Origin of the sequence: Nocardioides sp. NPDC092400 (genome assembly GCF_040684155.1) — a bacterium.
Lineage (GTDB): Bacteria > Actinomycetota > Actinomycetes > Propionibacteriales > Nocardioidaceae > Nocardioides.
In genome coordinates, this window is sequence record NZ_JBFBFJ010000001.1 from 1,420,432 (window position 1) to 1,443,804 (window position 23,373).

A 23,373-nucleotide genomic window follows, 5' to 3' on the forward strand; every position below is an offset into this window, starting at 1 on the left:
TGAGGTTCCTGGTGCGCTCGTCTGTGGCCCCTCGGCCGCGGGGTCCCGGGTCGTCGCTCCGCCGCTCACTGGCCGAGGTTCGTCACGAGGTTGATGGCCACCGCCAGCACGCCGGTGCCGAAGGCGTAGGAGAGAAGGGCGTGGCCCAGCGCGACCTTCCTCGTGCGGGTCGACGTCGGCTCGGTCTCGGCGACGGCGAACGACATCCCCACCGTGAACGCCAGGTACGCGAAGTCGCTGTAGGCCGGAGGAGCCTCCTGCTTGAAGTCGATCCCACCCGCGTCGGGCTCGTCGACGTAGTACAGCCGCGCGTACTTGAAGGCGTACACGGTGTTCACCAGGGTCCACGACAACGCGACGCTGAGGACGCTGAGCAGCACCGACGCCACGGCCGTCGCGTTGCGCTGGCCACTGGACTGCACCAGCGCCAGCGCGACGACGCCGAGGCTCGCGACGGCCGCCGCGAGCAGCCAGACGTCGGTCGACCGGGTCCTGCTCTCCTGCTCGGCGAGGTGCTCCGTCCCTGCCGCGTCCTGCGGCCAGCTCCTGCGCCATACCCAGGTGAGGAGGACGGCGACGGTGACCGTCCAGGTGACCAGCGGCGCCAGCTGGGGGTTCGCGCCCAGTCCGACGCCGACGCCGGCGACGACGCCCACCGCCAGGCTGACCAGCGCTCGGCGAGCCGACAGCAGTCGACCCGGGCCCGGGCCCGCGTCTTCCCCGGACGTCGTGGACGCCGCCCGGCTGCTCAGGCGCCCGGCCGGAACACCGCGCGGACGCACCCGTCCTCCTTCTCCTTGAACATCCGGTAGCCCCGCGGACCGTCATCGAGCGGCATCACGTGGGTCGCCAGGTGCTCGGTCCGCACCTCGTCACGGCTCATGTGCTCGAGGATCTCCGGGATGTAGCGGTGTCCGTGCTGCTGGGCGCCGCGCAGGGTGAGCCCCTTGTTCATCACGGCGCCGAGCGGGAACTTGTCGACCAGGCCGGCGAACACACCGAGGGTGAACACCGTCCCTCCCTTGCGGCAGGCGTAGATGGCCTCGCGGACGGCCGTGGGTCGGTCGGTCTGCAGCCGCATCTGCTGCTTCACCTGGTCGTAGAGGTGCTGCGGCCCTGGGGAGTGGGCCTCCATGCCGACCGCCTCGATGCAGACGTCAGGTCCTCGGCCGCCTGTCATCTCCCGCAGCTCGCCGGGCACGTCGACCTGCTCGTAGTCCAGGGTCTCCGCCCCGACGTGGGTGCGGACCTGCTCGAGCCGGTTGTCGTACCGATCGATGACGACGACTCGCTCGGCACCCATGATCATCGCCGCGCGTGCGGCCATCTGGCCGACGCCGCCGGCACCCCACACCGCCACCACGTCGCCTGGTCGGACCTCTGCCTGGTGCGCCCCGGTCCATCCGGTGGGCGCCGCGTCGGAGGCGAACAACGCCCGCTCGTCGGAGACGCCGTCGGGGATGGCGAAGGCCCCCTGGTCGGCGTACGGCACCCGGATGTAGGTGGCGTGGCTCCCTGCCCAGCCGCCCATCGCGTGGGAGTAGCCGTAGCACCCGCCGATGGCCTGACCCCACAAGGCCTCGGTGATGCCAGGATTGGGATTGCCGTTGTCGCACAGCGAGAACAATCCCTGGCGGCAGTACCAGCACTGCCCGCAGCTCGTGAACGAGACCACCACCACCCGGTCGCCCACCTGGTGCTTCGTCACGCCGGAGCCGACCGCGGCCACCGTGCCCATGAACTCGTGCCCGAGCACGTCGCCCGCCCGCATGGCCGGGATGTAGCCCCCGACCAGGTGCAGGTCCGATCCGCAGGTGGCACTCAGTCCCACCTCGAGGATGATGTCGTGGTCGTTGAGGATCGTCGGCTCCGGGACGTCCTCGACGCCGATCTCGTTGACCCCGCGCCACGTCACCGCCTTCATCGGACACCACCCTTGGGCGCCGCCTGCGTCCACGCCTCCAGCAGCGCACCGCCGGGTGTCGGCGTCCGCTCCCCGTGGGGGGCGGGGTCCACCGCGAGCACCTCCCCGACCTCGATGAGCTGCTTGGCCTGACGCAGGGCCGACCGGAGGTCGGCCTCGGGGTCGCTGCCGCTCAGCCGCTGGGGCGCGGTGCCCGACCCCGAGCCCTCGCGCAGCCGGGCCGCCAGCTCCGTGCCCTTGCCGGCGGGGGCCGGACGGACGCGGACCTCGATCCGGTCGGCGAGCTCGGCGAGCGGCACGGGCAGCGCGGTCTCGTCGATGTCCGACGGCTCGCAGAGGACCGTCACCGCCAGCCACCCGGACGCTGCGTGACCGGGCCCGGCGGCCCGGGCAGCGATCGGGTCCATGGCGGACCGCACCTGACGGACCAGGATCCCTCCGACACGAGCCGCGAGGGAGGCGCCGTTCGTCGTCGCGCTCGTCATGAGCCACTTCCCGCGCCCGCGGACTCCGACGCCTTGGCGAACTCCTGCACGATCCGCTCGCAGAACGCCGGCAGGTCGTCCGGCGACCGGCTCGTGGTGATGTTGCCGTCGGTCACGACTTCCTCGTCGACCACCTCGGCCCCCGCGTTGCGCAGGTCGGTGCGCACGCTCGGCCAGGAGGTCAGCCGGCGACCTCGCGCGACGTCGGCCTCGACGAAGTTCCACGGACCGTGGCAGATCGAGGCGACCGGCTTGCCGGACTGCACGAAGTCCCGGACGAGGTCGACGGCGGCAGGCTCCATCCGCAGCTTGTCGGGGTTCACCGTCCCACCCGGCAGGAGCAGCGCGTCGTAGTCGTCCAGCGACGCCTCGCCCACCGTCTGGTCGACGGAGAAGGTGCCGGCATCCTCGAGGTCGTTGTTGCGCGCCTGGATCTCCCCGCTGCTGATCGAGACCAGCACGGTCCGGGCGCCGGCGTCGTCCAGCGCCTGTCGCGGCTGCTCCAGCTCGACCCGCTCCACACCGTCGGCGGCGAGGATGGCCACCCGACGTCCGTCCAGCTCCCCGGCCATCTCAGGCTCCCGCCCCGACGCCGTTGGGGTGCAGGACCACCTTGGTCCAGCCCTCGTCGCGGTTGTCGAAGTGCTCGTAGGCCTCCGGCGCCCGGTCGAGGGGCAGCTCGTGGCTCACGATGAACGACGGCTCGGCCTTGCCGCCCGCGACCAGGTCGCGCAGTTGCCGGTTGTACTTCTTGACCGGTGCCTGGCCGCTGCCGATGTGCTGGCCCTTGAACCAGAACATGCCGTAGTCGAAGGCGAGCTTGCCCTGCTTCGCCAGCTCGTCGCTCGCGCCGGGGTCCTGGGGCACGAAGACGCCGACGCACCCGATCCTCCCGGTGAACCGCACGGAGGCGACCAACCGGTTCATCGTCAGGTTGGGCTGCTCGTCACCGGTCGGCTCGTGCGCCTGGTACCCGACACACTCACAGCCGTTGTCGGCCCCCAGCCCCATGGTCTGCTCGAGAACGGCCTCCACCGGGTCGACCTTCGAGTCGTCGATCGCGATCGCGCCGATGGACTCCGCCAAGCGGAGCCGGTCCGGGTGCCGGTCGACGACCATCACCTTGCTCGCGCCCTTGATGGTCGCTGACAGCGCGGCCATCAGCCCGACCGGCCCGGCCCCGTAGATGACCGTCTGGTCGCCGGGCTTCACGCCGGCCATCTCGGTCGCGTGGTAGCCGGTCGGGAAGATGTCGGCGAGCATCACGTAGTCGGTCTGGCGCTCCTCGGCGTCCTCGCCCAGCCGCAGGCAGTTGAAGTCACCCCAGGGCACGCGCAGCAGCTCGGCCTGGCCCCCGCCGTACGGCCCCATGTCGGCGAAGCCGTACGCCGCGCCGGCCATCTTCGGGTCCGGCTGGGCGGTCAGGCAGTAGTTCGTGAGCTGACGCTCGCAGTTCTTGCAGTGTCCGCACGCGATGTTGAAAGGCAGGACGACGTACTCCCCCACCTGCACCTTGTCGACCCCGTCGCCGACCTCGACCACCTCGCCCAGGTTCTCGTGGCCGAACGAGCGGCCGGGCTCGAAGTCGGTCCGGCCCTCGTACATGTGGAGGTCGGAACCGCAGATGTTCGCCGAGGTGATCCGGACCAGGACGTCGGTCGGCCGCTCGATCCGCGCGTCCGGGACGTCCTTGACGCTCACCTCCCGCGGTCCTTCGTAGACCACTGCCTTCATGCTGCCTCCCTCGTCCTGGTGGTCCCACCACCTCGCGTGCGATCGGTCAGATGGCCATTGCACCCCCAGGACGGCGGGGTAGGGCATCGGCAGACATGCCGATCCGGCTGACGGGTATGACCGCCGGAGAGGAGGGGAAACGGCTGCGGAGGACGCAGCAGCCGCGGTGTACGGGAAGCCACCCTCCGCTCGAGGCGAGCTGCCCGGCGGAGGCTGTCGATGGATCGGACGCGCACCCTGGAGCTGGCCGCGATCGCGGACTCTGCCCGTCCGCTCGACGAGCGTGGGCACGAGATGCTGGAGACGCTCCGCCGGGTCGTCCCGTTCGACGCCGCCTGGCTGGCCCTGGCCGAGCCGATGGGACGCGGGTACACCCCCGTGGCCAGCACCGATCTCGATGCCGGGACGCTGCAGTACCTCAGCGGACCCGGCGTGAGCCACGACATCGAGGCGACCCAGACCGACCGCGCCCGCCCCCCGGCGAGCCCCTCCGACCTGCCGTACCCGGTCGACGAGCTGCCGACCTGGGCCGCGCACCCCCTCCCGGCCGGCTTTCGTGAGTCCCTCGGGATGCCCCTGGACGAGAGGGGCGGTCGCCACGTCGGCGCCCTCCTCCTGCTCTCCTGCAGTGGGCAGGCGCCGTCGGAGGCCACCCGGCGTCGACTCCACCGGCTGGCACCGGTCCTGACCCGAGGCATCGACCCCTTGCGCTCGCTGGCCGTGGCGGCACGCGTCGTGCGGGCCGCGGCTGCCGGTGTGGTCCTGTGCGGCGACGGGACGACCCGGCCGCTGCCCGGCCTCGGCGGCGACGCCCTCCTCGTCGAGGGATCTGCGCTCCTGGAGGTCGCCTGCTCCTTCCTGAGGGCGGACCACCCCTTCACCTCGTTCCTCTGGCCGAGCGGAGGGCGTCGCCCGCCCGACGGACACGTGCGCGTCAGCGTCCTGGCGAGCGGCGAGCGGCCCTCGACTGGGTTCGTCGGGACGGTGCTGCTCTCCCCCGCGGGCGACCACCGCGGACTGACACCACGCGAGCTGGAGGTCCTGGGCCTGCTCGTCGGCGGGTGTTCCAACCAGCAGATCGCTCGAGCGCTGGTCGTGGCACCACGGACGGTGGCGACGCACCTCGAGCACATCCTCGCGAAGCTCGGTGCGGCCACCAGAACGCTCGCCGCCGTCCGCGCAGAACGCGAAGGCCTCTATGTGCCTCCTGCTCCGGTGCGGTGGGCCGGGCACCTCGTGAACTGAGTCGCCAGGGAGGCCGACGCACGCTCAGCGGCTCGAGGACGGGCGCAGGCTCGCGGAAGGCAGCCGGAGCGCCGCGCCCACCACCGGTCCGTCGAAGGGTGCTGCACGGCATCCGCCCGGTGGTGCCGGCGAGAACGGCCGGGACCGTCCACAAGACCGGAGGTCTCCGGTGACTCGCGCGTCGACGTCACGATCTCGACCGAGGGTGGGCGTCGAGCAAGGCGGGACCGGGGTCTGTGGCAGCGGAGACAGGTCACCGGCCCGCGCGTTCCCCTACCACTGCCCGAGCGTGCACCCGGGCGCGCCGGCGTCGAACGCCGAGCCCGCGACGAGGCAGGGCGTGAGCGCGGTCACCTGCTGGGCGTAGCCGCGCCCGCGGACCGAGGTGACGGCCCCGTCGCTCCCGACCTCGCAGGGGTTGTCCTCGCTGCAGGGCTCGCCGTCACCGGCGACGTGGCTGTTGTGGACGGCGACCACCTGGCCGGTCCGCGGGTCGATGAGGGCGGCTCCGGAGAGACCTGCCTGGGTCCGGCACGAGCGGGTCGCGCGGTAGCGGACCACGTCCCGCTGGGTCCAGCCCGTCTCCCGCACGGTCGGGACGACGGCGCCCACGGTGCAGGCGTACGTCGTCTGGAACGAGCCGGCGTGCATCACGAGCTCGTCGCCCGGCGCCGGGCCGCTCACGGCGAGCGGGTGCGCGGGCACCCCGAGCCGACGCAGCTGCGCGTAGGTCTCGCGCAGCCGGTAGACCGCCGCGTCGGTGCCGGTCATGGTCGCGTAGATCAGGCGCGTGGTCGTCGCGCGGGCCACGGGGTTGCTGTCGGGGCCGAGGAGGGTGACGAGGTGGCGCGCGGGTCGGTCGAGCACGGCGTCGCCGGGAGCCGGGCGCGGGTCGACGCAGTGGCCGTTGGTGAGGACCATCGCCCGGTTGGTGCTGCGGCTCGCCGCGACGCGGACGACCGAGGCGGCGCAACCGCTGGACGCCAGGCTGCCGGAGCCCGCGATCCCCGGAGTGGTGGGGCGGGGTGTCGTCGGGATGGTCCGGCGGCCGGAGACGTAGCTGCGGATCCAGCGTCGGTGGGCGCTGAGGTCGGTGTAGACCGAGGGCCGCAGGCCGCTGACGTAGTTGCCGCCGTTGACGGTGCCGGCCAGCACCGTCCGACCGCCCTCGGTGACGAAGACGGGCCCGCCGGAGTCCATGTTGTCCGGTCCGACGTCGTCGTGCCCGACGCACAGCGCGAGCTGCCCCTTGGTCAGGCCGCACACGGCACGGGGCGCGATCCGGGTCGTGGCCGTGCGGAGGGCCCGGGGGTAGCTGCGGGTCGACTCGTAGTCGCGCAGCCCACCGCGCCCGGTGTAACCCCACCCGCGGAGGAGGGCGCGGGTGCCGGGGGTCGGCCGGCGGGTCGCCAGCGGCACCGGCTCGACGGGGAGGGCACGCCGGAGCTTGAGGAGCGCGAAGTCACCGTCCGGGGAGATCGTGCGGGAGGCGCGGACGAACTGCTGGACGCCGACGATGCGGCCGCCGGAACCGACCTTCCGGGAGCCGAACCTCACCCACCAGCCGACCGGGGAACCCGTCAGCGCGATCTTGACCGCGCCGGTCCCCCGGAGGCTGGGCCCGGTCTCGACCAGGCCGGTGCAGTGCCCGGCGGTGATCGCCCAGCGAGGTGCGATCAGGGTCGCGCCGCAGACGTGGTTGTCCCGGCGGGGCGAGTCGACGCGCTGGAAGGAGCCCTCGTACGGCGCCACGTCCGCCGCCCGGTGTCCGTCGACGATGGCTTGGGAGGAGGGGGCCGCGAGCCCGACGAGGACGAGGAGGGCTGCGCAGGCGAGCAGGGCTGCGGGACAGGCGCGCCGCGCGAGGCTGGTCATGATCATGCTGCGACCGTAGGGATCGGGATGTCTCGTGAGCGTATGGTCGACCGGTGGCGTCAGGCCCCGGCTGCGACGACCACCCGCAGGCCGCCGCCGTCCCGCGGCTGGAGGTCCAACCGGGCGCCGTGCACCCGCACGATCGACGCGACGATCGCGAGGCCGAGCCCGCTGCCGGTGGCCCATCGGGCGCTGTGGCTGGGCGCTCGTCCGGTGACGAACGGCTCGGTGAAGGTCGCGACGGCTGCCTCGTCCAGGACGGCACCCGTGTTCTCGACGACGAGCGCGCTGACGCCGGCGCGGTCGACGCCCGTCCGCACCCACACCGTCGGTGCCGGTACGTCGTTGTGGGCCACGGCGTTCTGCAGCAGGTTGACCGCCAGCTGCACCAGCATCGCCCGGTTGCCGCGCGTCGGGGCCGCGTCGAGGTCCCAGACGACCCGGACCTCCTGGTCGGTCGCGGCCGGGTCCGTCCTGGTCTGCCGGCCGGCCTCCGCCGCCACCTCGGCGAGGTCGACCGGCTCGGTCTCGAGGTCCATCCGTTCGAGGCGGGCGAGCCGGAAGAGCGACTCGAGGATCTGGATGGACCGGTCGTTCATCTCGACCAGTCGAGCGAGCAGCTCGTCCCGCCCGGACCCGTCCGGGTCCATCAGCGCGACCTCGAGCATGGTCTTGGTGACCGCGAGCGGCGTTCGCAGCTCGTGCGAGGCGTGGTGGGTGAAGCGTCGCTGCTCCTCGAACGAGTGCTGGAGCTGGTCGAGCATCCGGTCGAACTGGTCGGCCAGCCGCCGGAACTCGTCGTCGGGTCCGGCCAGATCGACCCGGTGGTCGAGCGAGCCCGTCGAGACCGCGGCTGCGGCGTCGGTGAGCTCCTTGAGCGGCCGCAGCATCCGGCCGGCGAGGATCCAGCCACCCAGCAGCCCGACGACGGCCAGCATGGCGAGACCGGCGAGGGCCACCGGGACGGCCTCGCCGAGCAGGTCGGAGCGGTCCGGGACGAAGCGGCCGTCATCGGCCACGACGAGGTTCTCGTCGTCCGGCACGAACCTCAGCACCGAGAAGAGGACACCCGTCACGAGCGCACCGGCAGCGACCAGGAACCCGGCGTAGCTGAGCGTCAGCCGCAGCCGCACGCTCAGGCCCCGCCTCCGACGACGTACCGGACCGTCAAGCATCGCCGAACCGGTACCCGACGCCCGCGACGGTGTGGATGACCGCAGGCGCACCGAGCCGCTTGCGCAGCGTGGAGATGGTGATGCGCACGGCGTTCGTGAAGGGGTCCGCGTTCTCGTCCCAGGCACGCTCGAGGAGGTCCTCGGCGCTGACGACGCCGCCGTCGGCTGCCATCAGCACCTGCAGCACGGCGAACTGCTTGCGAGTCAGCGCGACGTACCGGTCGTCGCGGTAGACCTCACGGCGGAAGGGGTCGAGCCGGACCCCCGCTCCCGCGAGCGTCGGCGGGCGGGCGGCGTCGGGGCGCCGGCTGAGGGCGCGCAGCCGGAGGACCAGCTCCCGCAGCGCGAACGGCTTCGCCAGGTAGTCGTCGACCCCGAGCGCGAACCCCGACTCCTTGTCGTCCAGGCGGTCGGCCGCGGTGACCATGATGATCCGGGCCGCCGAGTGGTGGTCCACGAGGTGCCTGGCCACCTCGTCACCCGGCAGGTCCGGGAGGTCCCGATCGAGGACGACGGCGTCGTACTCGTTCACCGTCAACAGGTCGAACGCCGCGGCCGCGGTGAGCGCGACGTCGGCCGCGATGGCCTCCAGGCCGAGTCCCGCGCGGATCGCGTCCGCCATGTACGGCTCGTCCTCGACCACCAGCACCCGCATGGTGCGAGGCTAGGCGGCCCCACGTATCGCCGGTGTATCGCGTAGCGCAGACGCTCTCGCAACGCGGCGGTCCCTGGGATGGTGGCATGACACCCCCGGCTTCCCCAGTCCCGCGCGGTCGCCTGACCGCTTTCGTGCTGCTCGTCTGCGTGACCGCGGTCGGTCTCGCCTACCTGGCGCTCGCCGACCACGCGGCACCGGCCCGGAGGGCGCTCCTCGCCGAGGCGCACGTGACGGGGGTCCCCGTGCCGGGCGTCGGCGACCGGCCCGGGAGCGGGGACGGTCGGGTGGAGGGGTTGATCGCGCCGGACGCGGACCACGTCGCCCTGGACCGGCTCGACCCTGACCTCTACGACGCCTTGAACCGCGCCGCCGTCGGCGCGACGGAGGACGGCATCGCACTCCAGGTCTCCAGCGGGTGGCGCAGCCGCGCCTACCAGCAGCACCTCCTCGACGCGGCGATCCAGAAGTACGGGAGCCGCGAGGAGGCCCTCCACTGGGTGGAGACCCCCGACGGCTCGTCCCACACGAGCGGTGACGCCGTCGACGTCGGTCCGACGGACGCGGCGTACTGGCTCAGCCAGCACGGCAGCGCCTACGGCCTCTGCCAGACCTACTCGAACGAGATCTGGCACTACGAGCTGGCCACCAGGCCCGGAGGGGCGTGCCCGTCGCCCCGGTGAGGGGCAGCCCGCGGGCACGGGTCCACGGCGCCGCCCTCCGCACCCTCGACCAGGGCTGCAGCCTCGTCGGTGCGAGACCCACGACCGAGTCCCCAGACATCTCCTCGTCGCGTCGCGTCGCGGCGCGGGTCGTCCGTTGCCCCAACGGATGGACCAGCGCCTGCTGGGCCCCGCCGGCGTGGAACGCCTGTGCCGCCGGTAGTCGACGCGCGCGGAAGCGGACGCAGATGCCGTAGTCCGAACGGCTGTCGGCTGGCGGCCCCTGGACACCGCCGACTTCGGAGCTTCGAAGACTTGCTGTACGCTTGTACATGTACAGATGTACAGAAAGGAGGCCGTGATGAGCGAGGACGCAGAGCGGCGGGCCGAGACCCGGCGCGTCGCAGGCGGGAGTCCGTGGTCGAGGCGGCTGAGCTGGTGCCCGAGTTCGGAAGCGCTGGGTTGTCGCACCGGAAGGTGGCAGCAGGCGCGGGGGTGCCGTTGGGCCCCACTACGCAGCCCTCGATCAGCGGTGCGACGTTGCAGGCGGCCCTGGACCGGCGAGGCACCGTCCGTCGTGACGCTCCAGCGCGGCCTGACGTCCCTCTTCGACCTCGACCGTGAGCACGGAAGATGACGACGCGACCCGACCAGCCCCGTCGCCCCGCAGACGAGTCCCCGCAGAATCTCGCCCCGGAGGTGGGACGGATGTCACGTGCCCAGCGATGGACTGCCGCGGGCGTGCTGTCGTTGAGCCTGCTCGTCATCGTGATGGATCTGACCGTCCTCAACATCGCCATCCCCGACCTCGCTGAGGATCTCCGGCCGTCTTCCACCCAACTGCTGTGGATCGTCGACAGCTATTCACTCGTGCTTGCCGGCGTGCTCGTGTCGGTGAGTGCCATCGGCGACCGGTGGGGCCGCAGGAAGATGCTGATGGCCGGCTACGGCGTGTTCGGTGCAGCCTCGGCGCTCGCCTCGTCCGCGGACTCCGCCGAGGCAGTCATTGCGATCCGCTCAGTGCTCGGACTCGGTGCGGCGATGATCATGCCCACCACGCTGTCGATGCTGCGCACCGTCTTCCAGGACCCCAAGGAGAGGGCTACCGCCCTCGCGCTGTGGGCATCCGTGGCCGGCATCGGGGCGGCCATCGGCCCGCTCGTGGGCGGCGCGCTGCTCGAGGCGTTCTCGTGGCGCTCAGCATTCCTGGTCAACGTCCCGCTGATGGTCGTCGCGCTCCTCGCTGCCCTGCTGATGCTCCCGGAGGCGCGGAGTGCCCGACCAGGGGCGTGGGACGTCGTCGCGGCACTGCAGTCGCTCGTCGGGATGGTGGCCCTCGTCTGGTCGCTCAAGCACTTCGCGAAGGAGCAGAGCATTCTCGTCGGTGAGAGCTGGGCCGCCCTCGCAGTCGGCATGGCTCTGCTGACCCTGTTCGTCCGTCGCTGCCTCGCCAACGAGCACCCCTTTCTCGACCTGCGCCTGTTCAAGCGCCCGCAGTTCACCGCCGGGGTAGTCGCAGCCCTCGGAGCGGTGCTCGCGCTGGCCGCAGCCATGCTCCTCCTGGCGCAGTGGATGCAGCTCGTCGAGGGCTACAGCCCGATCGAGGCCGGCGTACGCCTGGTCCCATCGGCGCTCGCGGGCGCTGTCGCAGCCGGCATCTCGCCGTGGCTGGCGTCGAAGCTCGGCGCGCGCAACGTCCTTGCAGGCTCACTTGCCCTCGGCGCGGCCGGGATGGTGCTCATCTGTGCCGCTCCACGCGAGCTGCACTACCCGACGGTCCTGGTGGCACTGGTGATGGTCGGCGCCGGCACCGGAGCTCTCGCGCTGGGCTCGGCGATGATCATGTCCGGCACCCCCGAGGACCGCGCCGGCAACGCCGCGGCCATCGAGGAGGTCGCCTACGACTTCGGCAACGTCCTAGGTGTCGCCATCCTGGGCAGCGTTGCGGCTCTGCTCTACCGCGCCGGCCTCGAGGGGGACCACGTGCTCGGCGGTCTTCAGCAGGAGCTTGCCGGCGCCGTAGGCGAGTCGGTCGGCAACGCCGTCGCCATCGCCGGGGAGCTGGGTCAGCCCGCGATCGCCCAGGCCGCCGCCGTCGAGTTCACCCACGCGCTGGAGGTCACCAGCATGATCGGCGGCCTCACGCTGTTCGCCGTCGCCGCGCTGGTCTACCTCCTCACCCCGCGCGACGTGGACGTCACCCAGCAGCACTGACCCCACTCCCGGGCTTCCACCCACCGCCCTCGGCCACCGCCCAGGCCGCCACAGACCCGACCCTCGGTCGGTCCCCTACCCACACGGAGGAACACATGAGACCCGGATCCGTCCTCATCGTCGGCGCCGGTCTGGCTGGTAGCGCCGCCGCCTGGCACCTCGAGGGCACAGGCTGGCGGGTCACCGCCGTCGACCCCACCGCGAGCATCCCAGAGAGCTTCCTGCTCCAGCTCGACGAGGCCGCCCAGACCATGTTGTCGGCCATAGGCGCCGACCACCTTGTCGACCGGTTCAGCGCCCCCAGCCCTCGCGTGTCCATGCGCTGGGGCAAGGACGAGGTCCGGCGCACCTCGTTCTCCAGCGGCGACATGCGCCTCGCCGTACGCCACCAGTTGGTCGCAGGTGTCAGGGAGATGATCCCGGACACGGTGATCAGGAAGATCGGCCGGCGGGTCTCGGCGCTGAGCCACACCGCCACGGGCGTGGCAGCCACCTTCGATGACGGCTCACGGGATTCCTACGACCTCGTCGTCGGCGCCGACGGCATCGGCTCCACCGTTCGACGCCTCATGTTCGGGCCCGATCAGCCCTACCTCTACCGCAACGGCCTCGCCCATGTCTGGTTCAAGGTCCGGGCCCGCACACCGGGCGACAACGCTGTGATCGCCAGCCGCGATGGCGTCGCCTGGCAGATCTACCCCTACCCCGACCCCCGCACCACCCTCGCCCTCGCGGCCATGGAGGTCCCGGACGACGCACGCCACGATCCCGGGGACCTCTCTGCCCGGTGCTCGCAACTCATCCGCGAGCTCGGCCACGACCTCACCGCGGTCGCCGACGCCGTCGCCGCCGTTGGGACACCGTTCATCAGCCGCTTCACCCAGGTCCGGATGCCCACCTGGTCCACCGGACGCACCGTCCTGATCGGCGACGCCGCCCACTGCATCGACCCGCTGTCCGGCCTGGGAGCACACGCCTCGCTTCTCGACGCGTCCGTCCTTGCCCATGCACTGCAGACCCAGACCGACCACCACGAAGCCTTTGACGCCTACGAGGCCCGCGTGCGTCCGTTCGTCCAGGCCGGCCAGAACGCGACCTCACGCATTCTCGAATACGTCACCACACCCCACGGCGTCACGAGAGCCAGCACGCTACGCGGCGCACTGCGAGACGCAGCACGTCTCACGCCCCAACTCGTCCGACACCACGGACGAGCCTCCATCACTGGACGCCCGCCAGCGCCTCGACCAGGCATCCGGTCCACAACGACCCAACCGACGCCGTGCGCCTGATGCTACTGACGCGCTCTGGCTGGGCCCGGTGCGCTCGAGCCGGACAGGGCCGACAGTGGGCAGACATCCGGATCGCCGCTGTCCGGGCCGGGAGAGGCGATCGCTCCATGTCATGCTCGGGCGGTGAGCGTGGACCGTGCGGCGGAGGTGCGGCGAGTGGAGGCGGAGTACGAATTCTTCCGCCGACGCGACGTGTCCGTGTACGCCGCATTGATCGCCGGGGTTGCCGTGAGTGTCGCGTGGCGGGACCGCTCGCCCTGGAACTTCCTGCTGGTCGTCGCAGTCGCGGCATTCTGGGAGTTCACCAAGTACCTGCTCCGACCGAACGCGCGCTGGTTGGCGGTCGACCCGCGCTAGCGATCGAACAGCCGGTGCTCGCTCGCCTGAAAGCGCGTACGGCTCCCGACACACTCATGCCGATGAGTGGACGCTCACTCGCTGCGACGGGGGGTGCGATCGTCGGCAGGAAGTGAGCCGCTCGGGCGGCCCGATGCGGTCGCGTCTGACGTGGCGGCCGTCCAGGGGACACTGGTCCAGTGCGAGCCATGATGACCTGTTTGGCGGTTTGCCTAGGCCTGGGCGCTTGTGGCGACGGCCAGGTCCCCAGCGACTTCAACCCTGGGGAGATCGAGGTTGTTGCCTCTCCGACTCTGCTCCGCCAGCCGCAGGTCAATGCGGCTGGGACTGTGCCGCTCACCGGTCGTGTGGTCGTGGACGAGGTGCGGCATTGCTTCGCGTTTGAGCCCGCGGACCAGCAGGGTGTCCTCTATGGGTTAGTGGTGCCTCGTGGCTCTCGATTCGGCGGCCGGAACGAGGTGGTGACGCTGCCGGACGGTGTGAAGATGCCGGTCGGCGAGACGCTGACCGTCGCGGGCGAAGTCTTGGATTTCGCCAACGGGGACGACACGCCCGAAGACTGGTTCAAGTGCGCGGACGGCGAGTACCGCTTCGTCGCGGTAGCGGGCGGCGCCTGACGATCCGCTTCTGACAGCCCTACCTCAGACACGCTCAGCAAGCGCACCCGCTCCCTTCGCCGGGCGTGGGACGTCGAAACGCAACCGCAGGCGCGTGGGCTCATCTCCGCCCGTCCGAACGGGATGTCAGGACCGCCCCTCGGAGCGCAGACGACGACTAGTCAGTTCGGAGGGGTCGGGGTGCAGGCGCCTGTCGACGATGCACCCCGAACGCCCGGCAACCACGCCCCGCGTGCCCGTCCTCGCGGCGACTTGGGCAGTTCTGAGCGCGCCACCCGCGCGGCGACCAGCACGCTTCGGGCCAAGTGACCGGATCTGCCGCTGTCGGCGCGGGACGCCCGACCATGCCGCGTTCCGCACGGTCGTCCCGCTTCGCGGCCCGGTACTATCGGAGAGCTTCGACCAGATGCGGCACGTCCACCATCTGGGCGCCGTCTGCGATGGCGATCTCGAACGCACGCATGAGGGCCTGCTGTGCTGTGTTGTCGTAAGGCACTAGGTCCTGGGGGTCACCGCCGGGATCGGGCAGCCGCGCGCCAGCCGACTCGATGCCGGCAGCGACGGCGATGCGCGACGTCGTCACATAGGGCTCTCGTCGTCCGCGCGCGGCCTCGTGCGCGGCCGTGAGGACGTTGCGCGCCTCGATGGTGAACCGGGTGAATCCCTGCTCCGGACTCAGCGGTTCGAGCTCCACCTCGGCAGCCTTGGCGAGTCGCTGCTGCGCGGCCTGTTTCGAGACGCCCATACGAGTCCCGATCTCCGACCAGCTGACGCCCTGTGCGCGGGCCGTGGCGACGACATGTCCGATGAGCTCATCACCGGTCTGATCGAGGTGCTCGGCGATCACCATCGCGTCGGGAATCCGGTCACGGACATCCGCGTGGGTGCTCTCCAGCGCGGCGACAAGACGTTCGAGAGTCACCCCGGTCATCTGCTGAATTCCCATTCGTCAACCACACGTTGACGGACAATCCGCGTCAACCTCTAGTTGACGTAAGCCGCTGATGTCAGCAGCTACGCCGTGTTCCACGAGATGGAGGTCTCGGCCGTCTTGCACGGGCACGAGGTCATCGTCGACGCAGTCAACCCGGTTCCGGCCGCCCGACAAGCGTGGCGAGACGCCGCCAAGTCGTGGGCGCGCGGACCTGCTCCTCATCGAGACTCTCCGAGGAGGTCGCGCATCGACGGAGGGTCGAAGGTCGGGAAAACGACATCCCCGGGCCACGTCGTTCCCACCTGGCAGGACTTCAGACCGGAAGTAGGCGCCGTGGGACGTCGATCGTGACGGCACGCGACCGGTTCTCGACATGTTCGACCCGGACCTCGCTTAGCACCGCCTGACCACGCGCCTCGCGGAAGCCGAAGCAGCGTACTGATCTGCTGCGTGCGTTCGAGCGACCGCTCATGCCGATGTCCCCGTGGTGGGAGCTCGGCGCCTGCCACCCAGCGAAACCTGGTCCAGCGTGCTCAACTGCCGGTGTCCGGGCGGAAACACGGTCCGGAGACCACCCGTCCGAGTAGTGCTCGGCTACGAGATCGAGACCTCGGGGCGCTCGTGCTGTTCATCCGGGGCTGACAGGGTGCTCGGCGACCCGAGCCAGGCCCAGTCCACCGTTGATCACGGGAGTCCGCATGACCGCTACCGCAAGCCGAGCAACAGTCGAGCCGCAGCAGGTGCCACCGGTGAAGCGGCTGCGTCACCGCGCTGAAGTCCCGATGCTGCTCGTGGCGGGCACCGCCACATTCGTCGTGCTCGTCGTCTTCGCGGCGATCGGCCTGACCGGCGGCGACGAGCCCGGATGGCTGACCACCGCCGCGGTAGCGGTCGTGGCCGGTCCCACGTTCCTGGCGGCCGTGATGATCCGCTACCTCTACTGGTCGAAGATCTCGAATGGCGTCGAGGTCACCGCGCGGCAACTGCCCGAGCTCCACGGGGTCTTCGCCGACCTCGGCGCACGGCTCGGCATGACGCCCGACGGTCACGGTATGGACAAACTGCCCCGGCTCTACGTCCTGAACGGCAACGGCGTGATGAATGCCTACGCCACCAAGTGCCGCGTGCGCCGCGGCTACGTCGTCATCTACAGCGACCTGCTGGACCTCGCCTACCTCAAGGGAGAGTTCGACACCATCAAGTTCGTGCTGGGTCACGAACTCGGCCACATCAAGTGCGGCCACGTGAGCGTGTGGCGCGCCTTGCTGCGACCGGTCGCCCGGCTGCTGCAGTTCGGTCAGAGCGTCTCTCGCGCGCAGGAGTACACCGCTGACCGCGTGGGCAGCTTCCTCGCGCCCGAGGGGGCGCTGGGGCTGGTCGGCCTGTACGCCGGGAAGCACATGAGCGAGCACGTCGACCTCGATGCCTACTTCGATTCCGTCGCCGACCACCGTGACGGGTTCTGGCTCAAGTTCGTGAACTTCCGCGCCGACCACGCGGTCGGGTTTCGCCGACTGACTGCGCTGAAGCGAGTCGAGACGGAGGGGTGGGACGTGCACGGTCGGATGCTCTGAGCCCACTGTTCTGAGCCCACTGTTCCGCCTGAGAGCTCCGGACGGCCGCCGGCGCGCTCATGCCGAGGTGAACGAGTCGAACAGGCACCGTGCCTGGCTCGCTGGGACACTGGCCACATGCCACGCATCGGATTCCTCCACACCGCGCAGGTCCATGTCGAGACCTTCGAGGCACTCGTGCGCGATGCCGATGCCAGTTCGTCCTGCGTGCACCGGGTCGCGCCTGATCTCCTCGACCAGGCGCGCGAGAACGGCCCCACCCTGGACGTCGAGGACGCCACCCTGGCTGCTCTCCGCCGACTCGCCGATGACGATGTGGACGTCGTCGTCTGCACCTGCTCCACCCTCGGGCCTGTCGCCGAAGGCCTCGGAGGGCGTCTGCCTGTGCCGGTCTTCCGCGTGGACCGACCGATGGCACGGGCGGCTGTCCGGGCCGGGGCGCGTATCGGCGTCGTCGTCGCGTTGGAGTCCACGCTCGAGCCGACCCGTGCACTGCTCGCTGCCGAGGCGCGGCGCGCGGGCGTGTCTCCGACGATCCTCGACGTCGGGGTGCCGGACGCGTGGGCGGCTTTCGAGGCCGGCGACGACGAGGAGTACCTGCGGCAGGTCGCGGATGCGGCTCGCTCCATCGCCGACAGCGTGGACGTCGTCGTCCTGGCCCAAGCGAGCATGATGGGCGCCACCACGACGCTCAGCGATCTCCGGACGCCTGTGCTGGCGAGCCCTGTCCTCGCCGTGCAGCACGCCTTGAGCCCCTCGAGTCGAGGACCGGCCGGACATCCGCCGTCGTCGCGGTGAACGTGTCGCCGCCGCCTGTCCGGCTGGTCGCACCCGGTTCGCCGCGTCATGGGAGCCCGCGCCGCTGATCGTGCCGGGGCGTCGCACCTGGATCGTGTGCGTGGCGGTGACCGACGCCGCCTCGGTGTTGTCGCTGCGGTTCGGGGCCGTGCCGGTTCAGATGGCGTCGTCTGCGTCCTCCTCGAGGGGCCCCGTAGGGCCGGCAGCGGTTCCGGAGTGCGGAAGGGTCGCTATGAACGTCGCGCCGCGGCCGGTCTGGCTGGGCGCGAGCCGCAGGCTGCCACCTTGTTCGGTGATGAGTCGGTGGGCGATGTGGAGACCGATGCCTTGCCCGTGTGAGGCACTGCCTCGGTGGCCCCACTGGAAGAGGCTGCCTCCGAGGTGCGGAGGGATGCCGGGTCCTTGGTCGACGACCCGGATCTCGACCGCGCCGCGCGCGACCCGGGTGTGGAGGTCGATGGGCGTGCCTGCATGTTGTGCGGCGTTCTCGAGCAGGATGTTGACGGCCTCGGCGATGTCGTCGGGTCTGCCGCAGGCGTGGCTGCCGTCGTGGTGCCAGTGGATCGTGCGGCCGCGTGCGCGGTGGCTGGTGACGATCGGGTCGAGCAGGCGGCCGAGGTCGCAGTCCTCCGGTTGGAGGAGACGGCGGTCGTCGAGCAACCGTTGCAGTCGGCTGGCTTCGGCGTTGATGGCGCGTTCGAGCGCCTCGCGCCGGTCCTCCGGGAGCCAGGAGCTGTTGCGGAGCAGCTCGGAGGCGCTGGCGATACCAGCGATCGTTGCGCCGAACTCGTGGAGTCGTGCGCGGTCGACACGGACGTCGGCCTCCAGGTGCTCGACATGGCGGTGGAGGGAGTCCACGGTGCTGCCGTGCCTGTGCAGCTTGACCTGCAGGAGGGAGAGCCCGGCGTGGATGAGCCCGGCGGCGCCCAGCACGCTGGTGCCGATCGCGATGCCGTTGACCATGTCACCGGCCGGGGTCGGCGAGGTGAGGAAGTGCCCGAACGCCAGGAGCGCCGCGGCACCGGCGAGGCGGACGCGCAGCCAGAGCGGTGACCGGCGCAGCCGCAGGATCAAGGCGCCGACGAGGACCTGTTCCGCGAGGACCCCGGTGGCCAGTGCGCGCAGGGTCGCGTCGCTGAGGCCGAGGGGCGGTGCCTCGAGGACGGCGACGCGGACGGCGGTGGCGACCACTCCGAGGACCAGGCCGGCACCGAACGGGTTGACCGACAGGTGTCGGCGGTCCGCGGCGGCGGTCATCGCCACCAGGAGGGCCTGGACCGCCAGCTCTGTGAGCAGCAACCAGCCGGCGCGCTCGGCCAGCGCCTCGGGCCGGGCGATCCGGATGGCTGCGACCCCGATGCCTTGGGTGCCGAGGAGGGTCACGGCGGCCGAGAGCCATCCGGTCGTGGGGTTCCGGGCGAGGTGCCAGCACAGGTGGAAGAGCAGGCCGGCGATGAGGACGACGGGGTAGACGAGCAGCTCGTGGACGAGTGCAGCCCGCTCGAGGTCACGCGCGGAAGGCTCGAGCCAAGGAAGGAACAGCAGGGGCAGCGCGACGAGGACAGCGACCGCCGCGAGGCTGACGCCTCGGACGTCGGACTTCTGTTGAGCTGCCGCTGCCATGGGAACCTCGGTGTGCCCGCGCCGGATCTCATGCGATGTCCTGCCGCGTTCTCGGAAGCCCGCGGAGGCCGTTGCCGCGTTCCCTGTCCCGAGCTGGGTACGCACCGCTGTCGTCAGCCCGTACGACGTCGCTGGCGGCGGCGCCTGGGGCCTGTTGTCGCCGCCCCAGTAAAGGACTCGGTGGTGATCGCTGTCCATACCCATCGGGGTGGCAGGCGTGGACCGGCACACCGGCCGTGTGGCCGTTCCCGCAGGCCCGCTTCGTGGTGTCACACCGAGCAGCAGCGGGCGCCGTACTCGTCGACGTGTGCCGGTGGGTCGGCAGGCGGCTGGCACGGGTGGTGTCCGAAGCGTGCGCCGACCGGCCCCGCTCATCGGCCGCTAACCAGAACTGGCTTCCCCCGCACCCCAGAGCGCGGCGACGTGGCTGGCGTCGGTACCGCAGCAACCACCCAGGACGCGGAGCGCCGGGAGCTCGCGACGCACCAGGCCGGTCGAGCTCGTGAGCAGGCGCAGGTCCCCGGTGTCGAGTCCGGTCATCTCGTCGAGCTCGGCGTGGCTGAGTGTCGAGGCGTTGGGACGGAACGCCGCGACACGAGCCGTCCAAGGACTGTGGCCCGGCGGCTGCGCGAGCGCCGGTTGCAGGTGTGTGGGGTGGGCGCAGTTCACGCCGTACCAGTCCGCCGGCGCGTCGCCGTCCAGGATCGCGATGGCGTCGCCCAAGGCGGTGCCGTCGGGCAGCCGCCCGTCGGTCTCCACCGTGAACGAGATCGCGACCGGGATCCCGGCGTCCCGCGCTGCGCGCACGACCCCGAGCGCCTCGGCGGGCCCGGTCATCGTCATGGCGTGCACGAGGTCTGCTCCCGCTTCCGCGAACGCCCGGACCTGGCCGCTGTGGTAGGCGGCGGCTTCGTCCGGGTCGGTGCCGCCGGTGACGTAGCCGTCGCCTCGGGGCCCGATGTTCCCGCTCAGCAGCACCTGCGCGACCTCGGCTCGCTCAGCGATCGCCCGCACCACGCCGAGTGCCCGGCGGTTGACCGCGTCGAGGGCAGCGGAGTCGTAGCCGACCCTTCGTCCCCAGTCGGGGTTCGCGCGCCACGTCGGCGTCTCGAGGAGCAGTCCCGCGTCCACCGTGGACGCGATCGTGGCGTACTCCGCGTAGTAGCTCTCGAGCAACGCGCGCCCGGCTGCATCGTCGACGAGCGGGAACGCAGCGAAGTGCGGCAGGTCCACGCCCTTGTTGAACAGCAGGTCCGTCTCGAGGCCTCCGTCGGTGACCCAGTCCTGTGCGCCCAGCAGCTCAGCTGCGGCAGCCGTCATGGCTCCTCCTCGCTCTCGGCCAGTGGTCGGCGCCGCCTCGGACGGTCCCTGTCGACCGAGGCGGCGCAGGTACCGATTGAGCCGCATCAACTCGTCGCTGCGCGTCCCCCAGAATCGGGAGATCCCACTCCCGCAGCGTCCGGGTGCCCCTGCGCACGCGCCCTGGTCGCCGAGACCGGGCGACCGACCAGACGTGCTTGAGGACAGGGTCCTCGCCGACGGTCGCCGGCCCGCTGTCCCGGGAGCCCAGCACGTCGGGCAGCCGCCGACGCACGGAGCCGATGGCGTGCGACGACCAGCGGCCCCCGCGGTCCCTCGCGAGCCGCCCTCAGCGCGGCACCGGGGTGTCGGTGACCGTGGTGCCGGGGTCGAGCGGCTCCGTCAGGGTGGTCGGCGGCGGGGACGCGTCCTCGGGGGCGCCGGCCCGGGCGTCGGCGAGGACGTCGGCCGGGACGTGCTGCTCGAGGTACCGCCGCCCGGCACGGGTCGCGGGGTGCATGGCGGCCGCGGCCGCGCCGACGATGGCGGCGATGGTGAGCCAGCCGAGGGCGCCCCACTCCATCGCGAGGAAGCCGTAGACAGCCGGCGCCCAGAACCGGCCGAGCGTGTTGCCGAGCTCCGAGACGCCCTGGTAGTCCCCGCGCCGACGGGGGTCCATCAGCTCGGCCTCGAAGGTCCATCCCGAGGCGGAGAGGTAGAGCTCGGCCCAGGTCAGCACGATGTGTCCGACGAAGAACAGCACGACCGTGACCCAGCCGACGGTCTCGTGGGTGGCCAGCGTGACGATGCAGGTCAGCGCGAAGAAGATCGCGGAGAGGCGCACCGCGCGCAGGGCGGTGTCGACGTCGCGGATGCCGCGCGAGGTGATCCTGGGCAGCACGATGCACATCACGGTGTTGGTGGCGAAGAGCAGCGCCACGAGCTCGTGGGGGGCGTCGGTCTCGATGACCAGCCACAACGGGATCACCGTGTGCAGCAGGACCTGGTTCGACCACAGCACGCCGGTCAGGAAGGTCACCGCCAGCCAGCTGCGGTTGCGGATCGCCGGCGGCCCCTCGGGCTTGCGGCGGGGCCCGCTCGAGCGGACGTCGTGGGAGGCGTTCGGCAGCCGGAGGATCGCCACCGCGTTCACCAGGAAGAGGACCGCGGTGAGGACCGGGGCCCAGCGCAGCACGTCGGAGCCGAAGGCGATGGCGCCGCCGCTCAGGAACGCACCGATGCTGAAGCCGACGTTGAGCGCGGAGTACATGTACGCCCGGGACTCCACGCGCTCGGCCGGAGGCAGCACGTCGAGGACGTACGCCGCGTGGGCGGCCCCGCCGAGGCTGCCCGCCACCTCCATCACCACCGCCAGCGCGACGAACTGCGGGAAGCTGTCGATGAAGGGCCAGGCGAGGAACAGCGCGCCCTGCACCACCGCGCTCAGCGACCACATCCGCTTGGGGCCGAACCGGTCGACGAGCTTCCCGGCCGGCACCGCGACGAGGAAGCTGGCGACCGCGGCCACCGTGAGGCCCACGCCGACCTGCCCCAGGGACAACCCGAGGATGACGCCGAAGTAGACGGCCGACCCCGCCAGGAAGGCGCCGTCCCCCGTGGCGAAGAGCAGGGACTGGACCGAGAGCCGTCCGGCGAGGGTGGACGGAGGCGTGACGTAGTTGCGGAGCGCGGTGAGCATCGCTGCCGATCCTCTCCTGGAGGACCGACCGCCGTCGCGCGATATTCGGACGGCGCGGGGCTCCCCGAGCGGTCAGGCCCAGCGGAACCGGTCGACCAGGCGCGCCCCGAACGGGGCTTGCCGGAGCGCGGTCACCACGAGCAGGCCGAGCGCGGCGCCGACGACGTCGAACAGCAGGTCGTTGACGTCCGCGACGTGGCCGCCCGCCACGGTCTGCGCGGCGACGTACTGGCTCACCTCGATCAGCAGGCTGCACGCGGCCGCCACGCCCAGCACCCCGGCGCCCGACCACCGCGGCGCGACGAGCGCCAGGAGGATCCCGACCGGGACGAAGACGCCGATGTTCATCACGGCGTCCGCGACCTCGTAGTCCGACAGCAGGTCGAGATGGATCGAGTCCTGCCACCGGGCGGTGCGCGCGGGCTTGTCGAGGTAGATCGGGAAGACGGTGTTCGCGACCACGCCGGCGGTGTACACGCACGCGGCGAGCGCGACCGCGGCGCGGGGCGCCGTCAAGGACCCGCGCCGGCGCAGCCGCCACACCAGGACCACGAGCACCACCCCGGCGAGCGGGACCACTACCGGCAGCACCGGCACCTCACGGAACACCCTGCCTCCTCCTGGCTGGCGCACGACGAGTGCGCCCTGTCGACGACCTGTCGACCTCGACCAGCCTGGCGGCCGGGATCGGATCGCGCCTCGGCCGGAGGTACCGGACGGTCGGTCGCAGGTGCCAGCTCGGAACGCCGGCGACGGGTGGGGCGAGCGCAGGTAGCGTCCGGGGGGTGGCCAGCTCCCGCCGATCGTCGACGGTCCGCGTCGCCGCGCCGTACCCCGCGGACGTGGTGGAGGCGCTCTGGCGCGACCTCGTGGCGTGCCTGCGGGAGGTGGGCCACGTCGTCAACGTCGCCGACGGGCGCACCATCGTCCGGTTCCGCGGGGGCTCGAAAGAGGTGCTCGCGTTCGGACCGTCCGAGTGGGCGCACGTCGTCGTCCACGGCGTCAGGTCCGGCGGCCCGGCCGCGGTGGCCTACGACGCCGCCCTCTCCGGCGCCGCGTGCGACGAGCTGATGGAGATCCTGGGCAGCAAGGGATCGCCGCTGGTCGTGCGCGACGGGCGGCTCGTCCGGGGGTGACCGGCCCCGGACCTGCCGCGCCGGGCCGTGCGTCGCTGGCGGGCACCGTCGGGGAGGGTCATCATCGAGTTGTGC

22 protein-coding genes are annotated in these 23,373 nt (G+C 71.5%); 9 read left to right on the top strand and 13 right to left on the bottom strand.

Annotated elements, in window-relative coordinates:
- Nucleotides 1-65 precede the first annotated feature (65 nt).
- The 5 genes from AB0N29_RS07035 to AB0N29_RS07055 form a co-directional block, all read right to left on the bottom strand.
- Nucleotides 66-656: a DUF1345 domain-containing protein gene (locus AB0N29_RS07035; RefSeq protein ID WP_364865251.1), complete on the bottom strand. Its 591-nt coding sequence runs from the start codon at nt 654-656 to the stop codon at nt 66-68.
- Between the two features lie 92 nt (nt 657-748).
- Nucleotides 749-1,924: a zinc-dependent alcohol dehydrogenase gene (locus AB0N29_RS07040; protein WP_302266582.1), complete on the bottom strand. Its 1,176-nt coding sequence runs from the start codon at nt 1,922-1,924 to the stop codon at nt 749-751.
- On the bottom strand, nt 1,921-2,409 hold the full coding sequence (locus AB0N29_RS07045; protein WP_302266583.1) for a hypothetical protein: 489 nt from the start codon (nt 2,407-2,409) through the stop codon (nt 1,921-1,923). The genes AB0N29_RS07040 and AB0N29_RS07045 overlap by 4 nt, the downstream gene beginning before the upstream one ends.
- Nucleotides 2,406-2,981, bottom strand: coding sequence for a type 1 glutamine amidotransferase domain-containing protein (locus AB0N29_RS07050; RefSeq protein WP_302266584.1), 576 nt, complete (start codon nt 2,979-2,981; stop codon nt 2,406-2,408). Before AB0N29_RS07050 ends, AB0N29_RS07045 begins: the two co-directional genes overlap by 4 nt.
- A gap of 1 nt (nt 2,982) precedes the next feature.
- Entirely contained in the window at nt 2,983-4,143 is a 1,161-nt protein-coding gene (locus tag AB0N29_RS07055) for a glutathione-independent formaldehyde dehydrogenase (protein ID WP_302266585.1), read from the bottom strand.
- 219 nt (nt 4,144-4,362) lie between these two features.
- Between AB0N29_RS07055 and AB0N29_RS07060 the strand changes: the two genes are divergently transcribed.
- Nucleotides 4,363-5,388, top strand: coding sequence for a LuxR C-terminal-related transcriptional regulator (locus tag AB0N29_RS07060; protein ID WP_364865255.1), 1,026 nt, complete (start codon nt 4,363-4,365; stop codon nt 5,386-5,388).
- Nucleotides 5,389-5,661: 273 nt separating this feature from the next.
- Here AB0N29_RS07060 and AB0N29_RS07065 read toward each other — a convergent pair whose 3' ends face one another.
- The 3 genes from AB0N29_RS07065 to AB0N29_RS07075 are packed head-to-tail and all read right to left on the bottom strand — an operon-like array spanning nt 5,662 to nt 9,093.
- On the bottom strand, nt 5,662-7,269 hold the full coding sequence (locus tag AB0N29_RS07065) for a trypsin-like serine protease (protein WP_364865257.1): 1,608 nt from the start codon (nt 7,267-7,269) through the stop codon (nt 5,662-5,664).
- 53 nt (nt 7,270-7,322) lie between these two features.
- Nucleotides 7,323-8,438 carry a HAMP domain-containing sensor histidine kinase gene (locus AB0N29_RS07070; RefSeq protein ID WP_364865259.1) on the bottom strand — a complete coding sequence of 372 codons (1,116 nt, stop codon included), beginning with the start codon at nt 8,436-8,438 and terminating at the stop codon, nt 7,323-7,325.
- Nucleotides 8,431-9,093 carry a response regulator transcription factor gene (locus AB0N29_RS07075; RefSeq protein ID WP_364865261.1) on the bottom strand — a complete coding sequence of 221 codons (663 nt, stop codon included), beginning with the start codon at nt 9,091-9,093 and terminating at the stop codon, nt 8,431-8,433. Before AB0N29_RS07075 ends, AB0N29_RS07070 begins: the two co-directional genes overlap by 8 nt.
- Before the next feature lie 86 nt (nt 9,094-9,179).
- On the opposite strand from AB0N29_RS07075, the gene AB0N29_RS07080 reads away from it, so the two are divergent.
- The 5 genes from AB0N29_RS07080 (at nt 9,180) to AB0N29_RS07100 (ending at nt 14,235) form a co-directional block, all read left to right on the top strand.
- Complete coding sequence (locus AB0N29_RS07080) at nt 9,180-9,776, top strand: M15 family metallopeptidase (RefSeq protein ID WP_364865263.1); 597 nt, start codon at nt 9,180-9,182, stop codon at nt 9,774-9,776.
- A 687-nt stretch (nt 9,777-10,463) separates the two neighbouring features.
- A complete protein-coding gene (locus tag AB0N29_RS07085; RefSeq protein WP_364865265.1) occupies nt 10,464-11,969 on the top strand; it encodes an MFS transporter in 1,506 nt (501 codons plus the stop codon).
- A 95-nt stretch (nt 11,970-12,064) separates the two neighbouring features.
- Nucleotides 12,065-13,261: an FAD-dependent monooxygenase gene (locus tag AB0N29_RS07090; RefSeq protein ID WP_364865267.1), complete on the top strand. Its 1,197-nt coding sequence runs from the start codon at nt 12,065-12,067 to the stop codon at nt 13,259-13,261.
- 123 nt (nt 13,262-13,384) lie between these two features.
- A complete protein-coding gene (locus AB0N29_RS07095) occupies nt 13,385-13,618 on the top strand; it encodes a hypothetical protein (protein WP_364865269.1) in 234 nt (77 codons plus the stop codon).
- Between the two features lie 179 nt (nt 13,619-13,797).
- A complete protein-coding gene (locus AB0N29_RS07100; RefSeq protein WP_364865271.1) occupies nt 13,798-14,235 on the top strand; it encodes a hypothetical protein in 438 nt (145 codons plus the stop codon).
- A 385-nt stretch (nt 14,236-14,620) separates the two neighbouring features.
- Here the strand turns inward: AB0N29_RS07100 and AB0N29_RS07105 are convergent, their stop codons facing one another.
- The gene (locus AB0N29_RS07105) at nt 14,621-15,181 is read right to left on the bottom strand and encodes a hypothetical protein (protein ID WP_364865273.1); all 561 of its coding nucleotides are present in this window, start codon (nt 15,179-15,181) and stop codon (nt 14,621-14,623) included.
- Nucleotides 15,182-15,918: 737 nt separating this feature from the next.
- Here AB0N29_RS07105 and AB0N29_RS07110 point away from each other — a divergent pair.
- Both AB0N29_RS07110 and AB0N29_RS07115 read left to right on the top strand, forming a co-directional pair.
- The gene (locus AB0N29_RS07110; RefSeq protein ID WP_364865275.1) at nt 15,919-16,743 is read left to right on the top strand and encodes a M48 family metallopeptidase; all 825 of its coding nucleotides are present in this window, start codon (nt 15,919-15,921) and stop codon (nt 16,741-16,743) included.
- Between the two features lie 117 nt (nt 16,744-16,860).
- Nucleotides 16,861-17,541, top strand: a complete 681-nt coding sequence (locus AB0N29_RS07115; RefSeq protein ID WP_364865277.1) for an aspartate/glutamate racemase family protein — start codon at nt 16,861-16,863, stop codon at nt 17,539-17,541.
- A 156-nt stretch (nt 17,542-17,697) separates the two neighbouring features.
- Here AB0N29_RS07115 and AB0N29_RS07120 read toward each other — a convergent pair whose 3' ends face one another.
- The 4 genes from AB0N29_RS07120 to AB0N29_RS07135 all read right to left on the bottom strand — a co-directional run bounded on the left by AB0N29_RS07120 (nt 17,698) and on the right by AB0N29_RS07135 (nt 22,771).
- Nucleotides 17,698-19,164 carry a HAMP domain-containing sensor histidine kinase gene (locus AB0N29_RS07120; protein ID WP_364865279.1) on the bottom strand — a complete coding sequence of 489 codons (1,467 nt, stop codon included), beginning with the start codon at nt 19,162-19,164 and terminating at the stop codon, nt 17,698-17,700.
- A gap of 381 nt (nt 19,165-19,545) precedes the next feature.
- Complete coding sequence (locus AB0N29_RS07125; RefSeq protein WP_364865281.1) at nt 19,546-20,484, bottom strand: homocysteine S-methyltransferase family protein; 939 nt, start codon at nt 20,482-20,484, stop codon at nt 19,546-19,548.
- Nucleotides 20,485-20,812: 328 nt separating this feature from the next.
- Entirely contained in the window at nt 20,813-22,162 is a 1,350-nt protein-coding gene (locus tag AB0N29_RS07130; RefSeq protein WP_364865283.1) for an MFS transporter, read from the bottom strand.
- Nucleotides 22,163-22,234: 72 nt separating this feature from the next.
- On the bottom strand, nt 22,235-22,771 hold the full coding sequence (locus AB0N29_RS07135; protein WP_364865285.1) for a VanZ family protein: 537 nt from the start codon (nt 22,769-22,771) through the stop codon (nt 22,235-22,237).
- Nucleotides 22,772-22,947: 176 nt separating this feature from the next.
- On the opposite strand from AB0N29_RS07135, the gene AB0N29_RS07140 reads away from it, so the two are divergent.
- Complete coding sequence (locus AB0N29_RS07140; protein ID WP_364865287.1) at nt 22,948-23,298, top strand: hypothetical protein; 351 nt, start codon at nt 22,948-22,950, stop codon at nt 23,296-23,298.
- Nucleotides 23,299-23,373: the final 75 nt, after the last annotated feature.

Bases quoted from the DNA above. Each gene is read 5' to 3' on its own strand.
- AB0N29_RS07065 (WP_364865257.1), bottom strand. From the start codon at position 7,269: ATGATCATGACCAGCCTCGCGCGGCGCGCCTGTCCCGCAGCCCTGCTC.
- AB0N29_RS07105 (WP_364865273.1), bottom strand. From the start codon at position 15,181: ATGGGAATTCAGCAGATGACCGGGGTGACTCTCGAACGTCTTGTCGCC.
- AB0N29_RS07060 (WP_364865255.1), top strand. From the start codon at position 4,363: ATGGATCGGACGCGCACCCTGGAGCTGGCCGCGATCGCGGACTCTGCC.
- AB0N29_RS07090 (WP_364865267.1), top strand. From the start codon at position 12,065: ATGAGACCCGGATCCGTCCTCATCGTCGGCGCCGGTCTGGCTGGTAGC.
- AB0N29_RS07045 (WP_302266583.1), bottom strand. From the start codon at position 2,409: ATGACGAGCGCGACGACGAACGGCGCCTCCCTCGCGGCTCGTGTCGGA.
- AB0N29_RS07040 (WP_302266582.1), bottom strand. From the start codon at position 1,924: ATGAAGGCGGTGACGTGGCGCGGGGTCAACGAGATCGGCGTCGAGGAC.
- AB0N29_RS07115 (WP_364865277.1), top strand. From the start codon at position 16,861: ATGCCACGCATCGGATTCCTCCACACCGCGCAGGTCCATGTCGAGACC.
- AB0N29_RS07130 (WP_364865283.1), bottom strand. From the start codon at position 22,162: ATGCTCACCGCGCTCCGCAACTACGTCACGCCTCCGTCCACCCTCGCC.
- AB0N29_RS07085 (WP_364865265.1), top strand. From the start codon at position 10,464: ATGTCACGTGCCCAGCGATGGACTGCCGCGGGCGTGCTGTCGTTGAGC.
- AB0N29_RS07075 (WP_364865261.1), bottom strand. From the start codon at position 9,093: ATGCGGGTGCTGGTGGTCGAGGACGAGCCGTACATGGCGGACGCGATC.
- AB0N29_RS07125 (WP_364865281.1), bottom strand. From the start codon at position 20,484: ATGACGGCTGCCGCAGCTGAGCTGCTGGGCGCACAGGACTGGGTCACC.
- AB0N29_RS07120 (WP_364865279.1), bottom strand. From the start codon at position 19,164: ATGGCAGCGGCAGCTCAACAGAAGTCCGACGTCCGAGGCGTCAGCCTC.
- AB0N29_RS07055 (WP_302266585.1), bottom strand. From the start codon at position 4,143: ATGAAGGCAGTGGTCTACGAAGGACCGCGGGAGGTGAGCGTCAAGGAC.
- AB0N29_RS07070 (WP_364865259.1), bottom strand. From the start codon at position 8,438: ATGCTTGACGGTCCGGTACGTCGTCGGAGGCGGGGCCTGAGCGTGCGG.
- AB0N29_RS07050 (WP_302266584.1), bottom strand. From the start codon at position 2,981: ATGGCCGGGGAGCTGGACGGACGTCGGGTGGCCATCCTCGCCGCCGAC.
- AB0N29_RS07080 (WP_364865263.1), top strand. From the start codon at position 9,180: ATGACACCCCCGGCTTCCCCAGTCCCGCGCGGTCGCCTGACCGCTTTC.